The following is a 25794-nucleotide window of genomic DNA, read 5'->3' on the forward strand; positions in this document are numbered from 1 at the left end:
CCCCCGAATTCGCCACGAGCGACCCCAACCCCGAAGGAAAAATGATGACCACGACGACGATGGACCTGCAAGTCCCCCAACAACGTACCGCCCCGCGCCTGGCCGCACCGTTCGCCGCCGCTTTCGCCGCGCTGCTGAACGCCCTGAAGCCCGCCGAGCGCGTGAACGTGGAAGAGAACCAGGCCGCCCGTGAGGCCGCCGATGTGCGAGTGATGGCTCGCCAGTACCTGAAGACCGATCCCGGCTTCGCTGCAGACCTGTTCGCAGCCGCCGACCGGCACGAAGAGCTGTACGGCAACTGAACCTGTGCCGCTGCCACGGGCGGCGGCACACACTGAGACCACCATGAACCAATCGACCTTCTTCGCTGACTCGCAAGCCTCGACGGCTTTCGTCCAGCGCCTCTCGGACGCTTACGCGTTCGCCACCGCCGCGCTCGCCAACCTGCTGAGCCCGGCCCTCGAAAGCCCGGCCGAAGCCGCGAGCCGCCTGCGCTCGATGGCCGAGGCCTACAGCGACGGCCAGCCGAGCTACGCCGCCGACCTGCGTGCCGCAGCCGACCGGGCCGACGCCCAGGTCTGAGCGCCCGGCGCTGCAACGAGAAGGCCCGCATCTGCGGGCCTTTTTCATGGGCGATCGCGGGTCGCGTCAGCCGGCCAGCCGCGCCTCGATGCGTGCCTTCGTCGCGCTCAGTTCCGCCGGCAGGTGCCACGCGAGCTGCTTGAACAGCTCGTCGTGCAGCGCCAGCTCGGCCTTCCAGGCGCCCTGGTCGACGCCCGTCACCTGCTGGTACTGCGCCGCGCTGAAGTCCAGCCCTTCCCAGGTCAGGTCCTGGTAGTTCGGGGTCACGCCGAACACGTTCTCCGCGCCCTGCGCCCGGCCTTCGACGCGCTCGAGCATCCACTTCAGCACGCGCATGTTCTCGCCGTAGCCGGGCCAGACGAACTTGCCGTCGTCGCCCTTGCGGAACCAGTTCACGCAGAAGATCTTCGGCAGCGTCGCGCCCTTGGCTTCAAGCTTGGCGCCGAGCGACAGCCAGTGCTGGAAGTAGTCGCTCATGTTGTAGCCGATGAACGGCAGCATCGCGAACGGGTCGCGGCGCACCACGCCCTGCTGGCCGGCGGCCGCGGCGGTGGTTTCGCTGCCCATGGTCGCGGCCATGTAGACGCCTTCGGTCCAGTCGCGCGCCTCGGTGACCAGCGGCACGGTCGTCGAGCGGCGGCCGCCGACGATGATCGCGTCGATCGGCACGCCGGCCGGATCGTCCCAAGCCGGGTCGAGCGCCGGGTTGTTGGTGGCCGGCACCGTGAAGCGGGCGTTCGGATGCGCCGCCTTCGCGCCGGTCTCCTTCGCGATCGCCGGGGTCCAGCGCTTTCCCTGCCAGTCGGTCAGCTGGGCCGGCGGCACGTCGGTCATGCCTTCCCACCAGACGTCGCCATCGTCGGTGAGCGCGACGTTCGTGAAGATCACGTCGCGCTTCAGGCTCGCCATGCAATTGAAATTGGTCTTCTCGTTGGTGCCGGGCGCGACGCCGAAGTAGCCCGCTTCCGGGTTGATCGCGTACAGGCGCCCGTCGGCGGCCGGCTTGATCCACGCGATGTCGTCGCCGATGGTCGTCACCTTCCAGCCCGGCAGGCCGCCCGGCGGGATCAGCATCGCGAAGTTGGTCTTGCCGCAGGCGCTCGGGAAGGCAGCGGCCACATGGTGCTTCCTGCCCTCGGGGCTCTCGACGCCGAGGATCAGCATGTGCTCGGCCAGCCAGCCTTCGTCGCGGCCCATCGTGCTCGCGATGCGCAGCGCGAAGCACTTCTTGCCCAGCAGCGCATTGCCGCCGTAGCCGGAGCCGTAGCTCCAGATCTCGCGCGTCTCGGGGTAGTGGACGATGTACTTGGTCGTGTTGCACGGCCAGGCCACATCCTTCTGGCCCGCTTCCAGCGGCGCGCCGACGGTGTGCATGCACGGCACGAACTCGCCATCGGTGCCGAGCACGTCGATCACGGCCCGGCCCATGCGCGTCATGATCTTCATGTTGACGGCGACGTACGGGCTGTCGGAGAGTTCGACGCCGATGTGCGCGATCGGCGAACCCAGCGGGCCCATGCTGAACGGCACGACGTACATCGTGCGGCCCTTCATCGCGCCGCGGAACAGCGCCGGCGTGCCGTCGGCGCGGCCGGTCTGCAGCAGCGCGCGCATCTCGGCCGGGTCCATCCAGTTGTTGGTCGGGCCGGCCTCTTCCTTCTTCGCGCTGCAGATGAAGGTGCGGTCTTCGACGCGCGCCACGTCGCTCGGGCTGCTGCAGGCCAGGTAGCTGTTCGGGCGCAGCTCGGGGTTCAACTTCTTGAAGGTGCCGGCGGCGACGAGCTGGGCGCAGAGCCGGTCGTATTCGGCGGTGCTGCCGTCGCACCAGTGCACGTCGCGGGCTTCGGTCAATGCGGCCATCTCGGCCACCCAGGCCATCAGCCGGGCATGGTTGACATAGGCGGGCGCGTTCAGGCGCAGCCCCTCCATCGCGGGTCGGTTCATCGTGGGCTCCAATCATCAAAGTCAAAGTGCGGAATCGGGCGAGCCTCCGGGCTCGCCCCATGCCGCAAGTGACCGTCACCAGGAACAGGCGGTTTCATGCCGAAAGGGCAATCGGCGTGCCGCCACCGGGCAAGGCATTGTCGTGCGACTGTAATCGTGCCGTAACCACCGGGGCTCGGGGGGCCATGCAAATTGGGAATACGGACATGCAAAGCAGTTGTGACTTTTTCGGCGGTTATGCGCGGCGGCTGGCCCGGCGGCGCGGCGCTTGATCCGGCCGCTTCGTGGCCGTTTCTGCGGCCGCTTAAGATCGTCGGATGATGCGACGACGCCTTCTCCTTTCCCTCGCAGCCGCCAGCAGTCTGGCTGTCCCGTTCACCACCCGTGCGGCCCAGCGCAAGTCGCTGGCGGACCCGCTGCTGATGGGCGTCGAGCAGGCGCTGCTCGACTCCGGCCTCGGCCAGGCCTTCCAGAAAGGATTCGGCCGCGACACCGGCGTCGCGGTGCAGGTGTCGGGCGGACAGAGCGCCGCGCTGATCCAGGCGCTGGAGCGCGGCGAGATCGACATGGCGATGACGAACGCGCCGGAACTCGAGATGGCGTTGGAGAAGCAGGGCCTGGCGCACGACCGCCACCGCGTCGCGCTCGGCGACTACGTGCTGATCGGCCCGGTCGAGGGCAAGGGCAAGAAGGCCAAGGACCCGGCCGGCGTGCTCGGCGGCAAGGACATCGGTGCCGCGCTGATGGGCATCGCGAATGCGCAGGCGCGCTTCCTCGGCAACAACAACGGCAGCGGCGCTGCCTTGGCCGAGCTGCCGCTGTGGCGCGCGTCGAAGGTCGCGCCGGTCGCACCGTGGTACGTGGCGGCCGATCCGAAGAGTTCGATCATCGCGCAGGCCGCGGCGCAGAACGCCTACGCGGTGGTGGAGCGCGGCGTCTGGCTGAGCCACCCGGCCAAGCCGCTCGCGATCGTCGTCGAAGGCGATCCGTTGCTGGCGACCGAGGTGCACGTGATGCGTGCATTCCGCGTCAACCACCCGGCGGCCAAGCTGTTCACGACCTGGGTGTCGGGTCCGCAGGGTCGCCGCGTCGCGGCCGGCGTGCGCGGCTGGCGCTCGGCGACCGGCTGAGCCGCCGGTGTCGATGCGGCTCGTCAGCGTCAACGTCGCCCGCGCGAGCGAGCGGCTGATCAACGGCCGGCCGGTGCTGACGGCGATCGGCAAGCAGCCCGTCGACGGCCCGGTCGCGGCGCAGCCGATGGGGCTGGACGGCGACGAGCAGGCCGACCTCAGCGTGCACGGCGGCCTCGGCAAGGCGGTCTACGCCTACCCGAGCGAGCACTACCCGTTCTGGCAGACGGTGCGTGCGCAGGCGCAGGTGGCCGGCTGGGACGAGCCGTTGCCGCCCGGCTCGATTGGCGAGAACCTGACGCTCGCCGGGATGCTTGAAAACCAGGCCTGGATCGGCGACGTGCTGCGCTTTCCCGATTGCGAACTCGCGGTCAGCGAGCCGCGCTTTCCGTGCTTCAAGTTCAATGCGGCGATGGGCTTCAACCAGGCGGTGAAGATGATGGCGGCCAGTGCCTGGTGCGGCTTCTACCTGTCGGTGCGATCGCCCGGCACACTGCGCGCCGGGCAGGCCTTCGAGCTGCTGCCGGGGCCGCGCGAGGTCGGCATTCCGGAGCTGTTCCGCGCCCGCATGAAGAAGGGCTGACGAGGCTCAGGCCTTCGGGGCCGACCAGCGGAACATCGGCGTCGCGAGCAGCACCACCGCCGCCATCCGCGTGACGTGGAACGCCGTCACCACCGGCACGCCCAGCTCCAGCACCTTGGCCGTCAGGCACATCTCGGCGATGCCGCCGGGCGAGGTGCCGAGCAGCACGGTGGCCGGGTGCAGGCCGCTCAGCTGCGCGACGCCGAGCGCAAAGCCTGCTGACAGCGCGATCATCACCAGCGTGCCCGCCCCCACGCTGAGCAGCCAGCGCGGCGCGGTGTGCAGGAAGGCCGGTGTGAAGCGCGTGCCGAGCGCGACGCCGATGAAGAGCTGGCCGAGGTTGGTCATCCACTTCGGCAGCGCCGACAGCTCGACACCGGTGGCGGTCAGCCCGAACGCGACGAACAGCGGGCCCAGCACCCAGGGGTTCGAGACGCCGCGCCAGCGCAGGAACGCGCCGCCGGCGGCCGTCATCGCGATCAATTGCAGCAGCCCGTGCCACTCGACGACCTGCGGGCCGGGCAGCGTCGGGTCGAGCCCGTGCAGGCCGGCGAACTGGAAGCCGAACGGAATCGTCAGCACGACCAGCAGGATGCGCAGCGAATGGGCGCTCGCGACCAGGTCCATGCGCCCGCCGAAGCGTTCGGCCAGCACTGCCATCTCGGAGGCGCCGCCGATCGCGCTGGCGAAGAACAGCGTCGGCCGGTCGAGCGCCATGCCGGCGTTGGCGCGCGCGAGGTAGAGGCCGAAGCCGGCACCGAGCAGCAGCGCCCACGCGATGCCGGCGAGGATCACCGCCCAGTGGCTTGCGACGATGCCGACCACCTGCGGCGTGAAGTAGAGCCCGAGCACGGTGCCGATGGCCCACTGGCCGGCATTGCGCAGCGGCGTGGCGGCGACGAGCGGCAGGCCGGCCATGCAGCCGATGGCGGTCGCGATCAGCGGGCCGATCATCCACGGCAGCGGGGTGTGCAGCAGCAGGCACAAGCCGGCGGCCGCGGCGCCGGCGAGGAGGGTCAGGGCAAGGCGGGCCGGGCGCCGCGAAAGAAGGGAATGCACCGGCGAATGCTAGCCGCCCGTTCCGTTCGCTCTGAGGACACCCCCCGTTCGCCCTGAGCCTGTCGAAGGGCCTGCGCATACAAGCCGTTCGCGCTGAGCCTGTCGAAGCGCTGCGCGAAAGGCGATGCGTCAGAACCCTTCCAGCACCACCTTGCCGCGGGCCTTCCCGCTCTCGATGAACGCATGGGCGCGCTTCAGGTTGGCGGCGTTGATCGCACCGAAGTGCTCGCCGAGCGTGCTGCGCAGCCTGCCGGAGTCGACCAGCTTCGCGACCTCGTCGAGCAGCTCATGCTGCTTGTGCATGTCGGCGGTCTGCATCATCGACCGCGTGAACATCAGCTCCCAGTGCAGCGACAGGCTCTTGCGCTTCATCGGCATCACGTCGAGCGGCTCCTTGAAGTCGTCGATCAGCGCCAGCTTGCCCTGCGGCGCGAGTGCTTCGACGATCTGCGTGTAGTAAGTGGGCGTGTGCGTGAGCCCGGCCACTGCGGTGACCTGCGGCACGCCAGCCGCCTGCAACTGCGGCAGCAGCGGTTGATGGTGGTCGATCACATGGTGCGCGCCGAGCTCACGCAGCCAGGCCTGCGTTTCGGGGCGCGACGCGGTGCCGATCACCGTGAGCTTCGTCAGCCGGCGCGCGAGCTGCGTCAGGATGGAGCCGACACCGCCGGCCGCGCCGATGATCAGCAGCGCGCCTTCGGAGTCGGCCGTCGTGCCCAGGCGGTCGAACAGCAGCTCCCATGCGGTGATCGCGGTCAGCGGCAGCGCGGCGGCCTGCGCGGCCGGGATCGACGTGGGCGCGTGGCCGACGATGCGCTCATCGACCAGCTGCAGCTCGGCATTGCTGCCCGGCCGCGTGATGTCGCCGGCATACCAGACGCGGTCGCCCGGCTTGAACAGCGTGACCTTCTCGCCCACCGTCTCGACGGTGCCGACGGCATCCCAGCCGATGACCTTCAGCTGCCCCTCGGCGGGCGTGCTGCCGGCGCGGATCTTCACGTCGACCGGGTTCACCGAGACCGCTTCCACCCGCACCAGCAGGTCGCGGCCGGCGGCGACCGGGTCGGGGAGCGTGACGTCGAGCAGCGATTCGGCATCGGTGATCGGAAGCGGGCGGCGGTAGGCAACGGCTTTCATGGGGCGACTCCGGAAGGGAAGTGTTCAGTCCCGGCACTGTAGGCCGCTTGGCAAAAATTGATAATCCGGTCTCGCGAACTATCACCTTCAAACAAGATTTGAAGCCGGCGACGAGGGCGACCGCGCCAACGACAATACGGGGTTGACCCGCTCTCCAGAAAGCCGCCGATGCTCGCCTACCGACACGCCTTCCACGCCGGCAACCATGCCGACGTGCTCAAGCACACCGTGCTCGGCATGGTGCTGCGCTACATGAACCAGAAAGACAAGCCGTACCGCTTGGTCGACACCCACGCCGGCGCCGGCGGCTATTCGCTCGAAGGCCAGTACGCGACCAAGAAGGGCGAGTTCGAGCAAGGCATCGCCCGCCTGTGGGGCCGCGACGACCTGCCCGGCCCGGTGGCCGACTACGTGGCCGCGGTGCGCCAGTTCAACTCCGACGGCAAGCTGCGCCAGTACCCCGGCTCGCCGGCCTTTGCGCAGATGGTGATGCGCGCGCAAGACCAGCTGCGGCTGTTCGAGCTGCACAACACCGACCACCGCATCCTCGCGTCTTTCCTCGGCGAGACGAAGAACGTCGAGATCTACAACGCCGACGGCTTCGACGGACTGAAGGGCCAGGTGCCGCCGTCGAGCCGGCGCGGGGCCATCCTGATGGACCCGAGCTACGAAGGCCACGGCGACTACGGCCGCGTGATCGCCTCGCTGCGCGAGGCGCTGCTGCGCTTCAACGAAGGCGTCTACATGGTCTGGTACCCGCAGGTCCAGAAGCTCGAGGCCGCGCAGTTGCCGCGCCGCCTCGAGAGCCTGGCGCCCAAGGGCTGGCTGCACGTGCGCCTGACGGTGCAGGTGCCCGATTCGCAAGGCTTCGGCCTGGCCGGCAGCGGCATGTTCATCCTGAACCCGCCGTACACGCTGCACGACGAACTGCTCGCCGTGCTGCCCTACCTCGTCGATGTGCTGGGACAGTACGACGACGCGAACTACCTGCTCGACCAGAAGACCGCCTGAGCGGCGCCTCAAACCGAGGTAAATGAGGTTGCAAGCGGTTTCAGCCGAGTTTCACGAAACGCTCGGTAGATTCCCTGTCAGACGGTTTTTTGCTGCAGTGCCGTAGCTGCAGCGCCGCAATCCGCGCCAGGGCGCGCGGGTGCTTGTGTCGCACCGTGTCATGTGCGTTTTTTCACAGTCTCCAAAACGGATGGCTGGGCTTGTCGTCGCCTTAACGATTGGTAAACGTCTTCTTGCAAGCGCTTTCAGCCGTGGCTATGCTCGCGCCGCGTTCGCACGGTCCGCCGATGCGGGCGACACAACCCCACAAGAGGAGACAAGCCATGATCCGTTCTTCCCGCGTTGCCCTGCACGGGCTCGCCTGGGCCGTTGCGCTGACGCTGAGCGCTTGCGGCGGGGGCGATTCCGATGACAGCCCGCCGCCACCGCCGCCCCCCGTGAGCACCGACATCCCGACCACCCCGCTGCAGGACTGGCCCGCGATCAAGAGCGCGGTGGCCCGCGATGCCGGCATCGAGGCGCAGGTGGACGCCCTGCTCGCGAAGATGAGCCTGGCCGAGAAGGTCGGCCAGATGACGCAGGTCGAGATCCAGGGCGTGACGCCGGACGACATCAAGACCTACCACCTCGGCTCGGTGCTGAACGGTGGCGGCTCGTTCCCCGGCCAGCACAAGGATGCGCCGGTCGCCGACTGGCTGGCGCTGGCCGACACGCTGTGGGCCGCGTCGATGGACCCTGCGAACCCGAACCCGATCCCGCTGATCTGGGGCACGGACGCGGTGCACGGCCACAACAACGTGAAGGGCGCGACGCTCTTCCCGCACAACATCGGCCTGGGCGCCACGCGCGATCCGGACCTGCTGCGCCGCATCGGCGAGGTGACGGCGCGCGAAGTGGCGCACACCGGCATCGACTGGGCCTTCGGCCCGACGCTTGCCGTGGTGCGCGACGACCGCTGGGGCCGCACCTACGAAGGCTATTCGGAGGATCCGATGGTCGTGCAGTCGTACGGCGGCGAGGTCATCAAGGGCCTGCAGGGCACGCTCGCGAAAGATGCGAAAGCCAACGAGAAGGTGGTCGCGACCGCGAAGCACTTCCTGGGCGACGGCGGCACCACCGACGGCAAGGACCAGGGCATCACCGCGGTCACCGAGGCCGACCTGATCAACATCCACGGCCGCGGCTACTACACCGCGCTGCAGGCGGGCGCGCAATCGGTGATGGCGTCGTTCAGCAGCTGGAAGGACGCAGCCAAGGGCGACACCGCGCGCGCCGACAAGATGCACGGCCACAAGTACCTGCTGACCGACGTGCTGAAGACCAAGATGGGCTTCGACGGCTTCGTCGTCTCGGACTGGAACGGCCTCGGCCAGGTCAACGCGACCAACAGCGATTCGACGCGGGCCTGCACCAACGCCGATTGCCCGCAGGCCATCAACGCCGGCATCGACATGGTGATGGTGCCGTACGTCGACGACTGGAAGGCCTTCATCACCAACACGATCGCGAGCGTGCAGAGCGGCGAGATCCCGCAGGCGCGCGTGGACGATGCGGTGCGCCGCATCCTGCGCGTGAAGCTGCGGGCCGGCCTGTTCAGCAAGCCGAAGCCGTCGGCGCGCAACGCGAACAGCGAGGTCGGCACGGCCGAGAACCGCGCGGTGGCGCGCGAGGCGGTGCGCAAGTCGCTGGTGCTGCTGAAGAACAACGGCGCCACGCTGCCGCTGGCGCGCAGCGCCAAGGTGCTGGTGGCCGGCAAGAGCGCCGACAGTTTGTCGAACCAGAGCGGCGGCTGGTCGCTCACCTGGCAGGGCACCGACAACGTCAATGCCGATTTCGGCGGCGGCACCACGCTGTGGGCCGCGATCCAGAAGATCGCACCGAACGCGGTGATCGACACCAGCACCACCGGCGCGCTGGGCAGTGCCGACTACGACGCGGCGATCGTCGTGATCGGCGAGACGCCGTATGCCGAAGGGGTGGGCGACATCGGCAAGACCAAGACGCTGGAGCACGCGAAGCTGCATCCGGAAGATGTCGCGCTGATCGATGCGCTGAAGACCAAGGGCGTCAAGAAGATCATCACGGTGCTGTACTCGGGCCGCCCGCTGTACGTGAACCGCGAACTCAACCGCTCGGATGCGTTCGTCGCCGCGTTTCTGCCGGGCACCGAGGGTGACGGCCTGACGGATGTGTTGTTCAAGAAGGACGACGGGGCGGTCAACGCCGACTTCAGCGGCAAGCTGTCGTACTCGTGGCCGAAGGCGGCCTGCCAGGTCGCGCTGAACCATGGCGATGCCGGCTACGACCCGCTGTATGCCTTCGGCTACGGGCTGAGCTACGCCGCACCGGGCGCCGACCAGGTGGCGCTCGACGAGGCCACCGTGGCGCAGGGCTGCGGCGTGCCGGCCGGTGGTGGCGGCACCACCGACCAGACGCTGGCGGTGTTCGACGGTGCAAACCAGAGCGGCTTCTCGATGCGCGTCGGTGCGCCGTCGAGCTGGAGCGTGCTGGTGGGCTTGTCGACCGCGACGAGCACGTCGACGCCGCAGGCCGAGATCACCGCGGTGCCGGTCGACGACAAGGACGGCAAGCAGTGGGCGGCGATCAAGGCGAAGTGGAACGGCGCGGCCGGCCAGCTCTACATGCAGAGCACCAACGACGCCGACAAGCAGGACCTGCAGTCGTACCTGAACTCGAAGGGCTCGCTGGTGTTCGATGCGCGGGTCGCGGTGGCGCCGACCGCGGCGGTCAAGATGCGCGTGGACTGCGGCTACCCGTGCATGGGCGAGATCGACGCGACCAACACGTTCGGCACGCTGCCGGCCAACACCTGGACGGAGCTGGCGATCCCGCTGCAGTGCTTTGCCGACCAGGGCACCGACTTCACCTTGGTGAACACGCCGTTCCTGCTGTACAGCAGCGGCGGGCAATTCGAGGTGTCGGTGGCCAACATCCGCTGGGATCCGAAGAACACCGGCAACGTGCCGTGTGCGGGCGGGCCGCCGGTCAACGTGATCGCGGTCACGGCCGACAAGGACCTGTACGTCAACGGCATCAGCGATGCGGCGGCACTGGCACCGCCCGGTGCGTGGTCGACCGGCGGAACCGGCAGCGTGACGCTGACGAACGACGTGGTCGACGGCACCGACAAGCTGATCGACGTGGTGTTCAACGGCGTGACCGACGGGGGCGGCAACGGCGGCATCTTCATGTCGGTGCCGGACAACACGCTGATCGACGCGTCGGCGATCGCGGCGACGGGTGGCGTGCAGTTCGAGATCCGCGTGCTCGACTACGGCAACAGCACGCAGGACTTCTGGACCAAGCTGGTGTGCGACCGCAAGAGCGACACCTGCCGCACCGGCGACCTGAAGGACAAGGTGGGCCATCCGCCGGTCAACACGTGGCAGACGGTGAAGATTCCGTTCACCTCGCCGGACTACGTGGCCAACGGGTTCGATCCTTCGAAGATCACGTCGCCGCTGGAGATGCTGCCGGCGTGGGACGACCAGAAGGGAACCATCCATTTCCAGATCCGCAACCTGCGGATCGTGAAGAACCTCTGAGCGGGGTTCCCGATTGCGGCGGTCGCGCGGGCCTGGCGGTCAGCGCGTGACCCTTGAGGGGCGTGACGCGAGTTGCGCCCCCTTTTTTTTGTCGCGTGGGTTCTGTGCGGCAAAGGCGCGCGCGGGGAGGCTGTGGCTCGCCGCACGCGCCTTTGCGACACGCCGTGCTCCTTCGGTCCTGAGTTGTTGACGTCACGCTACAGTGAAGTCCATGTCCGTCCTGCATGAATACATCGATTTCGCTGGCAACGCCGAGCTACCCAAGGGCTGGGAGGGTGACGTATTCAGGTACTGCACGTTTGCCGGTCTCGATATCGAAGGCTCTGCGTTCGAGGGAATCCTGAGCGGCTGCAAGGTGAAAGACTCGTCGTGGTACTGGGGCCTGTTCAACATGACGACCTTCGTTCAAGTCGAATTCGACGGATGTGTCTTCCGCGGCTCGGGCTTCGCCGGATGCCTCTTCGCCAAGTGCCGGTTCGTGAACTGCAAGTTCTTGAGGAACAACCTGAATGCAGATTGCACATTCGACAAGTGCGCTTGGTACGACTGCGAGCAGACCGAGTGCGAGGGATTGCCTCGCCAATTTGCTGCGGAATCAATGAAGCCCATGCATTGATGTTCACCCTTCAGCCAGAGTCCGGAATGTGTCGCCGATGAGGAAGTCGATCTCTGTTTATGCAACGGCCATCGTTCTGGCTGCGGGACTGTTGGGCTGCAATCTCGATGTTCCGCCGATCTCGGTGGCGACCTGCACGACCTATGTCGCGGGCACGCCCGGGCCGCACAGGCAGTTGACGAGCATGCAACTCCAGGCGCTGAGCAAGTGGCTCACCGAACATCGCGCCGAATGGTCACATACCGTTGCGACGCATGTGCCTCGAACGGTGATCGAGATAGAGCATGAAGGCGGAACGACATCGCTGAACCTCTGGCCACGATTGCTCATCGCCTCTGGCCCCTTCGGGCAGTATCAGCGCGCCCTCACAGAGGGTGAAGCGCGTTCACTGGCAGAAATCATCGAGTTCTAGTCGCCGGCCCATCGACGAACACAAGCCGCCGCGCGCCCCCGGCCGCAGCACGCTCACCGGAGGCACGGAAACGCCCGTGCCCCCTAGCGAACGCTAAATCAGCGAACCTTCCCAGCCTTCCACGCATTCAACAGCGTGTCATACGCGATCGTCTCGCCCTTCGGCTTCTCGTTCGCCAGCTTCTTCCACGGCGCGCCCTTGTCGCTCAGCCACTTGTTCGGGTCGCCCTTCGGGTTCAGCTTCGGTGCGCAGCGTGCCATCCCGGCGCGCTCCAGGCGTGCCATCACCTGGTCCATCTCCTCGGCCAGGTTGTCCATCGCGGCCTGCGGCGTCTTCTCGCCGGTCACCGCCACCGCCACGTTCTTCCACCACAGCTGCGCCAGCTTCGGGTAGTCGGGCACGTTGGTGCCGGTCGGCGTCCAAGCCACGCGGGCCGGGCTGCGGTAGAACTCGATCAGGCCGCCGTACTTGGCCGCGTTCTGCGTGAAGTAGTCGTGGCGGATGTCGCTGTCGCGGATGAAGGTCAGCCCGGTGATCGACTTCTTCAGCGACACCGTCTTGCTCGTCACGAACTGCGCATACAGCCAGGCCGCCGCCACCTTGTTCTGGTCGTGGTCCTTGAAGAAGGTCCACGAGCCCACGTCCTGGTAGCCGTTCTGCATGCCCTGCTTCCAGTACGGGCCGTTCGGGCCGGGCGCCATGCGCCACTTCGGCGTGCCGTCGGCATTCACCACCGGCAGCCCCGGCTTCACCATGTCGGCGGTGAACGCGGTGTACCAGAAGATCTGCTGCGCAATCTGCCCCTGCGCCGGCACCGGGCCGCTCTCGCCGAAGGTCATGCCGGTGGCTTCCTTCGGGGCGTACTTCTTCATCCAGTCGACGTACTTCGTCAGCGCATACACAGCCGCCGGCGAATTCGTCGCACCCCCGCGCGAGACCGAAGCCCCGAGCGGCGTGCAACCATCGGCCGAAGCGCGGATGCCCCACTCGTCCACCGGCATGCCGTTCGGGATGCCGATGTCGGCGGTGCCGGCCATCGACAGCCAGGCATCGGTGAAGCGCCAGCCCAGCGACGGATCCTTCTTGCCGTAGTCCATGTGACCGTAGATCGGCTTGCCGTCGATCGTCTTCACGTCTTCGCTGAAGAACGCGGCGATGTCTTCGTACGCGCTCCAGTTCAGCGGCACGCCCAGGTCGTAGCCGTACTTGGCCTTGAACTTGTCCTTCAGGTCCTGGCGCGCGAACAGGTCGGCACGGAACCAGTACAGGTTGGCGAACTGCTGGTCGGGCAACTGGTACAGCTTCTTGTCCGGCGCGGTCGTGAAGCTCGTGCCGATGAAGTCCTTCAGGTCCAGTCCGGGGTTGGTGTATTCCTTGCCGGTGCCGCTCATGTAGTCGGTCAGCGACATGATCTTGCCGTAGCGGTAGTGCGTGCCGATCAGGTCGGAGTCGGAGATCCAGCCGTCGTAGATGCTCTTGCCCGACTGCATCGAGGTCTGCAGCTTCTCGACGACGTCACCCTCCTGGATGATGTCGTGCTTCACCTTGATGCCGGTGATCTCCTCGAAGGCCTTGGCCAGCGTCTTCGATTCGTACTCGTGCGTCGTCAGCGTCTCCGACACCACCGAGATTTCCTTCACGCCCTTGGCCTGCAGCTTCTTCGCCGCATCGATGAACCACTTCAGCTCGGCCGCCTGCTGGTCCTTGCTCAGCGTGGACGGCTGGAACTCGGCATCGATCCATTTCTTCGCCTCGGCCTCGCCGGCCCACGCACCGTGGCCCATGGCCAGTGCGGCAGCGGCAAACGCCACGGCATTCATGCGCAACTTCATGTCTGTCTCCTCGTGTACTTCCCGGGGTACTCGCGACACGCCAGCGGGGAAGAATCGCCGGCGGCCTTTTCAAACTGCGGCTCGGCGGCTCAACCCTTGCGCATCACCAGCGCCAGCACGGCCATCGAGACCACGAAGCTGATCCAGATCGACGGCTCCTCCGCCAGCCCGAACCAGCCCACCATCCTTTCGCTGAACGCGACGAACGCGAGGTTCACGTAGGCCGCGCTGAGCAGCCCGATGAAGAGCCGGTCGCCGCGCGTCGTCGCGATCGGCAAGAAGCCGCGGCGCAATGTCGTCGGCGACTTCAGCTCCCACACCGTCATGCCGGCCAGCATCAGCACGATGCAGACGAAGAACACCGCCACCGGCAGGGTCCATGCCATCCAGTCGAACATCACACTCTCCCCATCGCAAAACCCTTGGCGATGTAATGCCGCACGAACCAGATCACGATCGCGCCCGGCACGATGGTCAGCACGCCGGCCGCCGCCAGCACGCCCCAGTCCATCCCCGATGCGCTCACCGTGCGTGTCATCACCGCGACGATCGGCTTCGCGTTCACGCTGGTCAGCGTGCGCGCCATCAGCAACTCGACCCAGCTGAACATGAAGCAGAAGAACGCCGCCACGCCCACGCCGGCCTTGATCAGCGGGATGTAGATCGTCAGGAAGAAGCGCGGGAACGAGTAGCCGTCGATGTAGGCCGTCTCGTCGATCTCGCGCGGGATGCCGCTCATGAAGCCTTCCAGAATCCACACCGCCAGCGGCACGTTGAACAGCAGGTGCGCCAGCGCCACCGCGATGTGCGTGTCCATCAACCCGAGCGTCGTGTACAGCTGGAAGAACGGCAGCAGGAACACCGCCGGTGGCGTCATCCGGTTGGTCAGCAGCCAGAAGAACACATGCTTGTCGCCGAGGAAGCTGTAGCGCGAGAACGCATACGCCGCCGGCAGCGCCACCAGCAACGAGATCACCGTGTTGATGGCCACGTAGATCATCGAGTTGATGTAGCCCGAGTACCACGATTCGTCGGTGAAGATCGTGCGGTAGTGGTCGAACGTGAAATGCTGCGGCCACAGGCTGAACGACGACAGGATCTCCTCGTTCGTCTTGAACGACATGTTCACCATCCAGTACACCGGCAGGATCGCGAACACCAGGTACAGCAGCAGGAAGATCACCCGCTTCTTGAAACGGCGCTCATCCATGGGCGGCTCCCTCGGTCGTCGTCGCATCCTGGCCGACCCGCTGCATCCAGTTGTAGAGGATGAAGCACAGCAGCAGGATGATCAGGAAGTAGATCAGCGAGAAGGCCGCGGCCGGTCCCAGGTCGAACTGGCCGACAGCCTTCTGCGTCAGGTACTGGCTCAGGAAGGTGGTCGCGTTGCCGGGCCCGCCGCCGGTCAGCACGAAGGGCTCGGTGTAGATCATGAAGCTGTCCATGAAGCGCAGCAGCACCGCGATCATCAGCACGCCGCGCAGCTTGGGCAACTGGATGAAGCGGAACACCGCGAACTTGCTCGCGCCGTCGATGCGCGCGGCCTGGTAGTACGCGTCGGGGATCGCGCGCAGCCCGGCGAAGCACAGCAGCGCGACCAGCGGCGTCCAGTGCCACACGTCCATCAGCAGCACGGTGAGCCACGCATCGGTCGCGTTGCCGGTGTAGCTGTAGTCGATGCCCAGCTTCGCGAGCGCGGCGCCCATCAGTCCGATGTCGGTGCGGCCGTAGATCTGCCAGATGGTGCCGACCACGTTCCACGGGATCAGCAGCGAGATCGCCACCAGCACCAGCACCGCCGACGAGCGCGCGCCCTTGGCCGGCATCGACAGCGCGAGCGCGATGCCGAGCGGAATCTCCACCAGCAGCACCGCCAGCGAGAAGCCGATCTGGCGCAGCAGCGCGCCCTGCAGGTCTTCGTCGCGCATCACCGACTTGAACCATTCGGTGCCGACGAACACGCGCCGCTCGGGCGAGATGATGTCCTGCACCGAGTAGTTCACCACCGTCATCAGCGGCAGCACCGCCGAGAACGCGACGCACAGCACCACCGGCAGGATCAGCAGCCAGGCTTTCTGGTTGACGGGCTTCATGCCGCCACCTCCACGGAAGAATCGATCAACACGTCGTCCCTGTAGTAGCAGGTGTGCGCACCGACCAGCGACAGCCACACCGCATCGCCGACCCGCGGGATGCGCTGGTCGGGCGACAGACGGGCGCGGATCGTCTGCTCGCTGTCGCCGGACCCGATGCGCGCGCCGAGCAGCCAGTAGGTGCCGATGTCCTGCGCCTGCGTCACGGTGGCGGGCACGGCGCCCGCGGCCTCCGGCGCGGCGAGTGCCACGTACTCCGGCCGCACGCCGAGCGCGAAGCTGCCTTCGCCCTGCAGCGGGTTGCGCGCCATCGGCAGCACGCGGCCGGCCACGTCGATGCCCTGCCCGGCCCAGCGCACCGGCAGGAAGTTCATGCCCGGCGAGCCGATGAAGTGGCCGACGAAGCGGTGCTGCGGCCGCTCGAACAGCGCCGAGGCGCTGCCCACCTGCACCGCGCGGCCGCGCGTCATCACGACCACCTGGTCGGCGAAGGTCAGCGCCTCGACCTGGTCGTGCGTCACGTAGACCAGCGTCAGCTTCAGCTCGTGGTGGATCTGCTTCAGCTTGCGGCGCAGCTGCCATTTCAGGTGCGGGTCGATGACGGTCAGTGGCTCGTCGAACAGCACCGCCGAGACGTCTTCGCGCACCAAGCCGCGGCCCAGCGAGATCTTCTGCTTGGCATCCGCCGACAGGCCGGCGGCGCGCGTGTTCAGCTGGCCGCTCATCTCCAGCATCTCGGCGATCTGGCCGACGCGCTGGCGGATGCGGTCGGGTGCGACACCGCGGTTGCGCAGCGGGAACGCGAGGTTCTCGGCGACGGTCATCGTGTCGTAGATGACGGGGAACTGGAACACCTGTGCGATGTTGCGCTGCTGCGGTGACTGGCCGGTGACGTCCTGCCCGCCGAACTTCACGGTGCCCTGCGACGGCGTCACGAGGCCGGAGATGATGTTGAGCAGCGTGGTCTTGCCGCAGCCGGACGGGCCGAGCAGCGCGTAGGCGCCGCCGTCGTCGAAGGTCATCTTCAGCGGCAGCAGTGCGTAGTCTTCATCGCGCTGCGGGTTCGGCTTGTAGGCATGCGCCAGGTCGAGATCGATGCGTGCCATCTCAGATGCCCTCCCGGTTCGGGGCCACCAGCAACCGGCCCGCAGAATCGAACACGTGTACCTGCGCCGCGTTCAGGTACAGCGTCACCGCTTCGCCCAGCGTGAACTGGTGAACGCCGGTCAGCTGCGCGACCAGCTCGCCGATCGGCGTGTCGACGTGCACGAAGGTGTCGGAGCCGGAGATCTCGGCCAGCTCGACCTTGCCCGGCAACGCGACGTCGCCATCGCGCTGGTGGACACGCAAGGCACTGGCACGGATGCCGATCGTCAGCGCCGGCGTGCTCGAGGCCGGCAGCGGCACCGACAGATTCACCCCTGCCTGCAGCGAGACGCCGATCGTCGCGTGCGTGCCCTCGACCAGGTTCATCGGCGGATCGCTGAACGCGCGCGCGACGCGGATCGACTGCGGCCGGTGGAACACCTCCGCGGTCGGGCCGTACTGCAGCAGCTCGCCGGCATCCATCACCGCGGTGTAGCCGCCGAGCAGCAAGGCCTCGGTCGGCTCGGTGGTCGCGTAGACGACGGTCGACTCACCCGCAGCGAACAGCTGCGACAGCTCGTCGCGCAGTTCTTCGCGCAGCTTGTAGTCCAGGTTCACCAGCGGCTCGTCGAGCAGCATCAGCGGCGCCTTCTTCGCGAGCGCCCGCGCCAGGGCCACACGCTGCTGCTGGCCGCCCGACAGCTCGGCCGGCAGCCGCTTCAGGAAGGGCTCGATGTGCAGCCGCTTCGCCAGCTCCTGCACGCGCTCGGCGATGCCCTTCTCGCCACGCAGCTTCAGCGGCGACGCGATGTTGTCCGCCACCGTCATCGACGGGTAGTTGATGAACTGCTGGTAGACCATCGACACGTTGCGCTCGCGCACCGGCAGGCCGGTCACGTCGCGGCCGTCAGCCAGCACACGGCCTTGCGTCGGCGTGTCCAGCCCCGCCATCACGCGCATCAGCGAGGTCTTGCCGGCCTGGGTCGCGCCCAGCAGCACGGTCACCGCGCGCGGGACCAGGGTCAGGTCCAGCGGGTAGAGGTGGGTCTGCGCACCGACCTGCTTGCCGATGCGCTCCAGCGTCAATTCCATGAGGTCTCCGAAGGTCTCGTCTGCGGCGCCGCGGTGGGCGTGCCGCGCCAGTGTTGCGCGCACCAGAGCGCGACTTGCTCGCGCTGGGCCGGTGTCAGGTGCAGGCCGAGCTTGGTGCGGCGCCACAGCACGTCGTCGGGCTCGCGTGCCCACTCGTGGTCGTGCAGGTAGTTCAGCTCGGCCTCGTGCAACCCGGGCACCACTTCGGCGCCGGGGCCGTTCGCCAGCACCGTCTGCACGCGCGAGCCGTAGCAGCGCGCCAGGCGGTGGCGCATCGCCACCGGCAGCTGCGGATGGCGCAGCGCGAAGGCCTGCTCGAAACGCGCGAAGTCGGTGTCGGGGCGCTGCGGGTCGCCGATCCACACGCTGAGGTCGCCACCGGGCAGGAAGGCGCCGGCCGTCCACGCGCCGCGGCTGTTGCCGAGCGGCGCGGCCAGCAGGTCGGCGGCCTCTTCGGCCAGCTTGCGGAAGGTCGTGATCTTGCCGCCCCACACCGACAGCAGCGCCGCCTTCGAGGTGTCGAGTTCGAGCGAGTAGTCGCGCGTCACCGCCGACGGATCGCCCGATTCGTCGTCGAGCAGCGGTCGCACGCCGGAGTACGTCCACACCACGTCGGCCGGCAGCACCGGCTTCGCGAAGTACCGGCTCGCCTGCTCGCACAGGTAGGCGATCTCGCTGTCGTCGATACGGGCGTCGCCGATCGCGCCGTGGTGCTCGACGTCGGTGGTGCCGATCAGCGTGAACTCGCCGTCCTGGTAGGGGATCGCGAAGATGATGCGGCGGTCCGGGTTCTGGAAGATGTAGGCGTGGTCGTGGTCGAACAGCTTCTTCACGACGATGTGGCTGCCCTTCACCAGGCGCAGCGACTTGGCACGCGGCGCATGCGTGCCTTCGGCGAGGAACTGCGCGGCCCACGGCCCGGCCGCGTTGACGAGCGCGCGCGCATTCAGCGTGTGCGTGCGGCCGTCGCCCGCCTGCAGCGTGACGCGCCAGGTGCTGTTGCCGCGCTGCGCATCGATGCAGCGCCAGCGCGTCAGCACCGTCGCGCCGCGGTCGGCCGCGTCGCGGGCGTTCAGCACCACCAGCCGCGCATCGTCGACCCAGCCGTCGGAATAGACGAAGCCGCGCGTGTACTGCGGCTTCAGCGGCGCGCCGGCCGGGTGCTCGCGCAGCGACACCGTGCGCGAGCCGGCCAGCACCTCGCGCTTGGCCAGGTGGTCGTACAGGAACAGCCCGGCGCGGATCATCCACACCGGCCGCATGCTGGCGTCGTGCGGCATCACGAAGCGCAGCGGCCACATGATGTGCGGGGCGCCCTTCAGCAGCACCTCGCGCTCGGCCAGCGCCTTGCGCACCAGCGAGAACTCGTAGTACTCCAGGTAGCGCAGGCCGCCGTGGATCAGCTTGGTCGAGGCCGACGAGGTGTGCTGCGCGAGGTCGTCCTTCTCGCACACCAGCACGCGCACGCCACGGCCCGCCAGGTCGCGCGCAATGCCGGCGCCATTGATGCCGCCGCCCACGACGAGCACGTCCACGTCAGCCGGCAAAGGTTGATTCAAGAATTCGTCTCCTGGCCCATCGACACCCCGCCGTCGGCGAGGTTCGTGTTGTTGTTCGGTGCGGTGTTCGGTTGCGTTCGTTTCTGATCTTCTTTTTTCGTTTTATGCGAAAAACGAAAGCAGCGCAACCCAGGAAATCCAGCATCTGCTTTCGTTCGGCCATTCGGTACCCTCCGCCGCCATGACCCCGAACCCGCGCCAATCGCTGCTGCTCGACGAGGTGCGCGCGCGCGGCACGGCGACGGTGGAGGCGCTCAGCGACCAGTTCGGCGTCACGCTGCAGACGGTGCGGCGCGACGTGAAGCTGCTGTCCGATGCCGGGCTGCTGGCGCGCTTCCATGGCGGCGTGCGACTGCCGAGCTCCACCACCGAGAACATCGCGTACCGGCAGCGCCAGCAGCTCAACGAGCAGGCCAAGCAGCGCATCGCGCGCAGCGTGGCGCAGGGCGTGCCCGAGGGCTGCTCGCTGATCCTGAACATCGGCACCACCACCGAGGCCATTGCGCGCGAGCTGATGCGGCACAAGGGGCTGCGCGTGATCACGAACAACCTGAACGTCGCGGCGATCCTGTCGGACAACCCGGACTGCGAGGTGATCGTGGCCGGCGGCGTGGTGCGCTCGCGCGACCGCGGCATCGTCGGCGAGGCGACGGTGGATTTCATCAAGCAGTTCAAGGTCGACATCGGGCTGATCGGCATCTCGGGCATCGAGAGCGACGGCACGCTGCGCGACTTCGATTTCCGCGAGGTGAAGGTGGCGCGCGCGATCATCGAGCAGTCGCGCCAGGTGTGGGTGGCCGCCGACCACAGCAAGTTCAACCGGCCGGCGATGGTGCAGGTGGCCGGCTTCGCCGAGATCGATGCGCTGTTCACCGACCAGGCGCCGCCCGAGCCTTTCCCTTCCCTGTTGGCCGATGCGGGCGTCCAATGCGAGGTCGCCGCCTGAGTTTCATCCTGCCATGAGCACACCCCCTTTCCTGCTGGCCCTCGACCAGGGCACCTCCAGTTCGCGCAGCATCGTGTTCGACCGCGCCGGCGGCATCGTCGCGATGGCGCAGCGCGAGTTCCGCCAGATCTACCCGCAGCCGGGCTGGGTCGAGCACGATCCGATGGAGATCTGGCACTCGCAGCTCGCGACAGCGAAGGAGGTGCTCGCGAAAGCCCGCATCAGCGCCGGCGACATCGCGTCGATCGGCATCACCAACCAGCGCGAGACCACCGTGGTGTGGAACCGCCGCACCGGCGAGCCGCTGTACAACGCGATCGTCTGGCAGGACCGCCGCGCCGAGCCCACCTGCGCCGCGCTGCGCGAGCGCGGGTTCGAAGCCACCTTCCGCGAGAAGACCGGGTTGATCATCGACGCCTACTTCTCCGGCACAAAGCTGAAGTGGATCCTCGACCACGTGGGCGGCGCGCGCGAGGCGGCGTCGCGCGGCGAGTTGGCCTTCGGCACCGTCGATTCGTGGCTGATGTGGCACCTGACCGGTGGCGCGGTGCATGCCACCGACGTCAGCAACGCGTCGCGCACGCTGCTGCTGAATGTGCGCCGCAACGCGTGGGACGACGAACTGCTGCAACTGCTCGACGTGCCGCGCGAGGTGCTGCCGCAGGTGTTCCCGTCGAGCCACGTGTACGGTCACACGAAGGCCGAGCTGCTGGGCGCCTCGCTGCCGATCGGCGGCGTGGCCGGCGACCAGCAGAGCGCGTTGTTCGGCCAGGCGTGCTTTCGCGCCGGCCTCGCGAAGAACACCTACGGCACCGGTTGCTTCATGCTGACGCACACCGGCGCGCAGTTCCAGACCTCGACCAACGGGCTGATCACAACCAGCGCGGCGCAGCCGACGGCGCAGACCGAATTCGCGCTCGAGGRCAGCGTCTTCATCGGCGGCGCGGTGGTGCAGTGGCTGCGCGACGGGCTGAACGCGATCAAGGCGAGCAGCGAGGTGCAGTCGCTGGCCGAGAGCGTGCCCGATGCCGGCGGCGTGATGTTCGTGCCGGCCTTCACCGGCCTCGGCGCGCCGTACTGGAAGGCCGATGCGCGCGGTGCGATCGTCGGGCTGACGCGCGGCACCACGGTGGCGCACATCGCGCGCGCGGCGCTGGAGAGCATCGCGTTCCAGAGCGCGGCGCTGCTGCAGGCGATGGGTCGCGATGCGGTGGCGGCGGGCGGCGCGCCGGTCAGCGAGCTGCGCGTGGATGGCGGCGCCTGCGTCAACAACCTGCTGATGCAGTTCCAAGCCGACCTGCTGGGCATCCCGGTGGTGCGGCCGAAGGTGATCGAGACGACCGCGCTCGGCGCAGCCTCGCTGGCCGGGCTGTCGTGCGGCGTCTACAGCGGGCTCGACGAACTGGCACGGCAGTGGCAGGTCGAACGCACCTTCCACCCGACGATGTCGCGCGAGCGCGCGCAGGCCTTGATGGCGGAGTGGGAGCGCGCGGTGCGGCAGACCGTAGCGAGCTGAGCTAGCAGCAGATTGTGGAGATTGAATGCAGCGATCGCTGGTATCGCGAATTCGCCACACCCCCAACGGAGTGCCTTGACGGTCATCCAGACCCTCCCTAACGTGCCTCCCCACTGCTGACGCACCGACGGTTGCGCGGCACAGCCGAAGTCGCACGATCGATGCGCATGGCGTGATGCTCGAAGCTCATTGGGGGAAATCCTTGAATCATTCACGTCATGGGGCCGTGGCACGGCCGCGCATGGCTGTTGCGGCGCTTGCCGCGACGGCCGTTCTTTTCGGCGTTCCGATGGCGGCACTCGCGCAGACGGCCGTCACCGTTCAACCGCCGAACCTGTCGGGGCCGGTGGCGGGCAGCCTGGCCGGGCGTGCGTCGGTGGGCGCGGGTGCGGCGACGTACTCGGTGTCGATCGCGGTGCCGCCGGGCACGGCGGGTGTGGCACCTGGCGTGTCGTTGAACTACTCGAGTCAGTCCGGCACGGGCACGCTCGGGCGCGGTTGGGCGCTGGGTGGTCAATCGAGCATCGCGCGCTGCGGCAAGACGTTGGCGATCGATGGCGTGCGCACCGCGGTGTCGGTGAGCACGGCCGACGTGTTCTGCCTCGATGGCCAGCGGCTGCTGCCGGTGACCGRCTCGAACGGYAGCGAGTACCGCACGCGCATCGACGGCTTCAGCAAGATCGTTCCCGTCGTCACCGATGCCGCSAAGGGSCCKGACKCMTGGACGGTCTAYCTCAAGTCGGGCCAGGTGMTGACKTACGGCGGCACCGCYGACGCCACSCTCGACGTGCAAGGCGGCACGCGSAACCTGCGCTGGGCGCTGTCGCGYTCGCARGACCGGCGCGGCAGCTACTACAGCATCGGCTACGCCAAGRACAGCGCGCTCGGCGAGATGGTGCCGACGCGCATCCGCTACACCGGCAACGACAGCACCGGGCTGGTGCCGTAYAACGCGGTGAACTTCMTCTACGAGACCCGGCCCGACCCGTGGCAGGGCTATGTGGCCGGCAGCCTGCTGAGCCGCACGCAGCGGCTCACGGCGATCCAGACGCGCATCGACACCGCGGCCGACGGCAGAGGCGGCACCCTGGTGCGCGACTACCGCGTGGCTTACAGGACCAACCCGATCAACGGTCGCAGCTTGGTCGACGCGATCAGCGATTGCGATGGCGCGGGCAACTGCCTGCCGGCCACGCGCTTCGCGTGGTCGGTGCGTGACAGCGCGGCAGAGACCTTCGCGGCGGCCGGCAGCGGCAATTGGGGCGGCCCGGTGCCACAACTGCAGGAGCTGATCCCGACGAACCTGCAACTCGGCAACAAGACGCAGCAGGTGCAGACGCAGGTGCTGATGGGCGACTTCGATGGCGACGGCGCGGCCGACCTGGCCCGCTCGGACGGTGCCGGCAATTGGCAGGTGTGCCTGTCGCGGCGCACGTCGTTCTCGTGCCAGACCTGGGCCGGACCAGCCAACGGCACGCGGAGCGTCACGCAGGGCGATTTCAACGGCGATGGCCGCATGGACGTCGCGTGGGTTCCCGTCGTGGGGTCGTCCGCCTGGAGCGTGTGTCTGTCGACCGGCAGCGCCTTCTCGTGCAGCAACTGGGCCGGCCCGCTCGTGGGCGGCCCGGTGGGCGATTTCAACGGCGACGGGCGGGATGACATCCTCTCCGTCGACAAGAACGGCAGCAAGGGCGGCTCCAAGCTGTGCACCGGCGTCGCCACGGGCGGCGCCTGCACCGCCTACGACACCGCCGATTTCGTGCTGGCCACGCTGACCGATTGGGAGAGCGGGCCGAACATCAAGAAGGTGACTGGTGATTTCAACGGCGACGGTCGCGCGGACTTCATCATCACCGAGAAGTCCGGGGCATGGAGCGACGCGAGCGTGTTCCTGTCGACCGACCAAGGGCTGGTGAGGTCCACGGCGATGGGGCAGACCGATTTCTTCCTGCCGGTGATTCCCGATCCGGGCACGACGGTTCTGTCGGACCAGAACGGCGATCCGTACGACAGCTACAGCGACGTGATCGAATCCCACGTTCTCAATGGCGTGACCTCCGCCAAGGTTTGCCGCTCGACCGGCGTATCGCTGGCTTGCTCGCCCATCCTGGGGATGACCAGCGGTAGCCCGTTCTCGAACGTCGGTGACTTCGATGCGGACGGCCGCGCCGACGCGTATCGCAGTGCGGCGGTCTGCCAGGTCGGCGACAACGCGCCGTATCAACTCGGCGACACCTACGGTGGCAGTGTCAACATCGCCTGCCGCCCGTGGACACCGGCCAGCCCAGGGACTGCGACGGCCACATATGTCGGCGACTTCAACGGCGATGGCATCCCGGATCGCGCCTACTACATCGCCGCGAGCAACTCGGCGGGCAGCTGGTATGTGGCGCTGACAGGCAACGGCGGCAGCAGCGACCTGCTCGAGTCGGTGACCGACGGCGAAGGCCAGCAGACGCAGTTCAGCTACAAGCGCATGGACGACACGAGCGTCTACACGCGCGGTGCCGACGTGGCTTGGCCGCTGCGCAACGTCGCGAGCGGCCCACCGCTGGTGGCGCAGCGCCGCGTGGCCAACGGCCAGGGCGGCTGGCTCACCACCGACTACCGCTACCGGGGCCTGCGCAGCAACCTGCAGGGGCTGGGCTCGGCCGGCTTCGAGACGATCGAATCGACCGACGCGTCCACCGGCGTGACCACGCTGAGCCGCTTCCGCCAGGACGATCCGTTCATCGGCATGCCGGTGCAGGTCAAGGCGACGCAGGCCAACGGCGTCGTGCTGAGCCAGAGCGACACCACGCCCGCGTCGTTCGCGACCACCGGCGGCGCGTTGTTCGCCTATGCGAGCGGCAGCACCAGCGCCACGCGCGACCTGGACAACTCGCCGATGGTGACCCGCACGACGCAGGTCAACCCGAACGGCATCGACATCTTCGGCAACATCACGTCGAGCAGCGAGACGGTGAGCGGCGGCGGCGACAGCTTCACGACCACGACGATCAACACCTACGACAACCTCAGCGGCCCGTGGCTGATCGGCCTGCTGCGCAAGACGGTGGTGACCAAGGCGGCGCAGCAGGCGGGCGACGTGGCGGCCACCCCGTCCGCACTGACGCTCACGGCTTGCAACACGTCGAGCCCCGCGGCGGTACCCGCACTGGCGTGGATCAGCTGCACGCTCGGCAACACCGGCCAGACGGTGGCCTCATCAATCGCATACGCAGCTCCAGCCGGCACCACGGTGACCGGGCCGGCGACCTGCTCGGCCAACACCGCCGATTGCGGCGCGGTGGTGCTGAACTCCGGCGCGGCCGTCGGCACCTACAGCGGCACGCTGAGCGCGACACCGTCGCCGGCGGGCAGTGCGGCTTCGAAGGCGGTGTCGTTGACGGTGGCCCCGCCGCCGCTGGTCTTCGTGCCGGTGTCGACGCAGTGGGGCGCCATCGGCGCGGCATCCGACTCAGGCGACTGGCCGACGATCAAGAACAACGGCACGGTATCGCTGCTGATCACCGCGCACACGACGGCCGCCGGGCCGGCGGGCATGTGGTCGTGGCAGGGCCAGCCGGGCAACGTGACGTACTGCCAGCCGGGCACCACCGTGCTGGCGCCCGGTGCGTCGTGCCAGAC

Annotated in this window: 21 protein-coding genes; 11 read left to right on the forward strand and 10 right to left on the reverse strand. The window is 67.9% G+C overall.

The features are described from left to right. Nucleotides 1–44 precede the first annotated feature (44 nt). Together ACXJLU_RS12815 and ACXJLU_RS12820 are read left to right on the forward strand one after the other, a co-directional pair. On the forward strand, nucleotides 45–302 hold the full coding sequence (locus ACXJLU_RS12815; RefSeq protein WP_143171277.1) for a hypothetical protein: 258 nt from the start codon (nucleotides 45–47) through the stop codon (nucleotides 300–302). Nucleotides 303–345: 43 nt separating this feature from the next. After that, nucleotides 346–582 (forward strand): hypothetical protein, encoded by a 237-nt coding sequence (locus tag ACXJLU_RS12820; RefSeq protein ID WP_457331409.1) that lies wholly within the window; start codon nucleotides 346–348, stop codon nucleotides 580–582. A 66-nt stretch (nucleotides 583–648) separates the two neighbouring features. Here the strand turns inward: ACXJLU_RS12820 and ACXJLU_RS12825 are convergent, their stop codons facing one another. After that, nucleotides 649–2526, reverse strand: a complete 1878-nt coding sequence (locus ACXJLU_RS12825; protein WP_457331411.1) for a phosphoenolpyruvate carboxykinase (GTP) — start codon at nucleotides 2524–2526, stop codon at nucleotides 649–651. A 320-nt stretch (nucleotides 2527–2846) separates the two neighbouring features. On the opposite strand from ACXJLU_RS12825, the gene ACXJLU_RS12830 reads away from it, so the two are divergent. Next, a complete protein-coding gene (locus ACXJLU_RS12830; RefSeq protein WP_457331413.1) occupies nucleotides 2847–3656 on the forward strand; it encodes a substrate-binding domain-containing protein in 810 nt (269 codons plus the stop codon). Nucleotides 3657–3669: 13 nt separating this feature from the next. Next, nucleotides 3670–4239 carry an MOSC domain-containing protein gene (locus tag ACXJLU_RS12835; RefSeq protein ID WP_457331446.1) on the forward strand — a complete coding sequence of 190 codons (570 nt, stop codon included), beginning with the start codon at nucleotides 3670–3672 and terminating at the stop codon, nucleotides 4237–4239. A 6-nt stretch (nucleotides 4240–4245) separates the two neighbouring features. Here ACXJLU_RS12835 and ACXJLU_RS12840 read toward each other — a convergent pair whose 3' ends face one another. Together ACXJLU_RS12840 and ACXJLU_RS12845 are read right to left on the reverse strand one after the other, a co-directional pair. After that, nucleotides 4246–5298 (reverse strand): AbrB family transcriptional regulator, encoded by a 1053-nt coding sequence (locus ACXJLU_RS12840; RefSeq protein ID WP_457331415.1) that lies wholly within the window; start codon nucleotides 5296–5298, stop codon nucleotides 4246–4248. Between the two features lie 129 nt (nucleotides 5299–5427). Continuing rightward, the gene (locus ACXJLU_RS12845; protein WP_457331417.1) at nucleotides 5428–6435 is read right to left on the reverse strand and encodes a zinc-binding alcohol dehydrogenase family protein; all 1008 of its coding nucleotides are present in this window, start codon (nucleotides 6433–6435) and stop codon (nucleotides 5428–5430) included. 168 nt (nucleotides 6436–6603) lie between these two features. Here ACXJLU_RS12845 and ACXJLU_RS12850 point away from each other — a divergent pair, with 168 nt between their 5' ends. The 4 genes from ACXJLU_RS12850 (at nucleotide 6604) to ACXJLU_RS12865 (ending at nucleotide 12040) form a co-directional block, all read left to right on the forward strand. Beyond that, a complete protein-coding gene (locus ACXJLU_RS12850) occupies nucleotides 6604–7446 on the forward strand; it encodes a 23S rRNA (adenine(2030)-N(6))-methyltransferase RlmJ (protein ID WP_457331419.1) in 843 nt (280 codons plus the stop codon). 323 nt (nucleotides 7447–7769) lie between these two features. Continuing rightward, nucleotides 7770–11012 carry a glycoside hydrolase family 3 N-terminal domain-containing protein gene (locus tag ACXJLU_RS12855; protein ID WP_457331421.1) on the forward strand — a complete coding sequence of 1081 codons (3243 nt, stop codon included), beginning with the start codon at nucleotides 7770–7772 and terminating at the stop codon, nucleotides 11010–11012. Between the two features lie 211 nt (nucleotides 11013–11223). Continuing rightward, nucleotides 11224–11628, forward strand: coding sequence for a pentapeptide repeat-containing protein (locus ACXJLU_RS12860; protein ID WP_457331423.1), 405 nt, complete (start codon nucleotides 11224–11226; stop codon nucleotides 11626–11628). Between the two features lie 37 nt (nucleotides 11629–11665). Beyond that, a complete protein-coding gene (locus ACXJLU_RS12865) occupies nucleotides 11666–12040 on the forward strand; it encodes a hypothetical protein (protein WP_457331425.1) in 375 nt (124 codons plus the stop codon). A 98-nt stretch (nucleotides 12041–12138) separates the two neighbouring features. On the opposite strand, the gene ACXJLU_RS12870 is transcribed toward ACXJLU_RS12865, so the two are convergent. The 7 genes from ACXJLU_RS12870 to glpD all read right to left on the reverse strand — a co-directional run bounded on the left by ACXJLU_RS12870 (nucleotide 12139) and on the right by glpD (nucleotide 19702). Then, nucleotides 12139–13872, reverse strand: a complete 1734-nt coding sequence (locus ACXJLU_RS12870; RefSeq protein WP_047586721.1) for an ABC transporter substrate-binding protein — start codon at nucleotides 13870–13872, stop codon at nucleotides 12139–12141. A gap of 89 nt (nucleotides 13873–13961) precedes the next feature. Next, the gene (locus tag ACXJLU_RS12875) at nucleotides 13962–14270 is read right to left on the reverse strand and encodes a DUF2160 domain-containing protein (RefSeq protein WP_457331427.1); all 309 of its coding nucleotides are present in this window, start codon (nucleotides 14268–14270) and stop codon (nucleotides 13962–13964) included. Beyond that, on the reverse strand, nucleotides 14270–15082 hold the full coding sequence (locus tag ACXJLU_RS12880; protein ID WP_073462657.1) for a carbohydrate ABC transporter permease: 813 nt from the start codon (nucleotides 15080–15082) through the stop codon (nucleotides 14270–14272). Before ACXJLU_RS12880 ends, ACXJLU_RS12875 begins: the two co-directional genes overlap by 1 nt. Further along, the gene (locus ACXJLU_RS12885; protein ID WP_457331429.1) at nucleotides 15075–15965 is read right to left on the reverse strand and encodes a carbohydrate ABC transporter permease; all 891 of its coding nucleotides are present in this window, start codon (nucleotides 15963–15965) and stop codon (nucleotides 15075–15077) included. The genes ACXJLU_RS12880 and ACXJLU_RS12885 overlap by 8 nt, the downstream gene beginning before the upstream one ends. Continuing rightward, on the reverse strand, nucleotides 15962–17071 hold the full coding sequence (locus ACXJLU_RS12890; protein WP_457331431.1) for an ABC transporter ATP-binding protein: 1110 nt from the start codon (nucleotides 17069–17071) through the stop codon (nucleotides 15962–15964). The genes ACXJLU_RS12885 and ACXJLU_RS12890 overlap by 4 nt, the downstream gene beginning before the upstream one ends. 1 nt (nucleotide 17072) lies before the next feature. Continuing rightward, the gene (locus tag ACXJLU_RS12895) at nucleotides 17073–18143 is read right to left on the reverse strand and encodes an ABC transporter ATP-binding protein (RefSeq protein WP_073462653.1); all 1071 of its coding nucleotides are present in this window, start codon (nucleotides 18141–18143) and stop codon (nucleotides 17073–17075) included. Then, nucleotides 18134–19702, reverse strand: coding sequence for a glycerol-3-phosphate dehydrogenase (glpD, locus tag ACXJLU_RS12900; protein ID WP_457331433.1), 1569 nt, complete (start codon nucleotides 19700–19702; stop codon nucleotides 18134–18136). Before glpD ends, ACXJLU_RS12895 begins: the two co-directional genes overlap by 10 nt. Nucleotides 19703–19883: 181 nt before the next feature. On the opposite strand from glpD, the gene ACXJLU_RS12905 reads away from it, so the two are divergent. The 3 genes from ACXJLU_RS12905 to ACXJLU_RS12915 form a co-directional block, all read left to right on the forward strand. Next, the gene (locus ACXJLU_RS12905; protein ID WP_073462651.1) at nucleotides 19884–20648 is read left to right on the forward strand and encodes a DeoR/GlpR family DNA-binding transcription regulator; all 765 of its coding nucleotides are present in this window, start codon (nucleotides 19884–19886) and stop codon (nucleotides 20646–20648) included. A 13-nt stretch (nucleotides 20649–20661) separates the two neighbouring features. After that, complete coding sequence (gene glpK / locus ACXJLU_RS12910; RefSeq protein ID WP_457331436.1) at nucleotides 20662–22164, forward strand: glycerol kinase GlpK; 1503 nt, start codon at nucleotides 20662–20664, stop codon at nucleotides 22162–22164. A 289-nt stretch (nucleotides 22165–22453) separates the two neighbouring features. After that, a partial coding sequence (locus ACXJLU_RS12915) for an FG-GAP-like repeat-containing protein (RefSeq protein ID WP_457331438.1) occupies nucleotides 22454–25794 on the forward strand: 3341 nt, incomplete at its 3' end.

Source organism: Rhizobacter sp. P5_C2 (assembly GCF_054049715.1).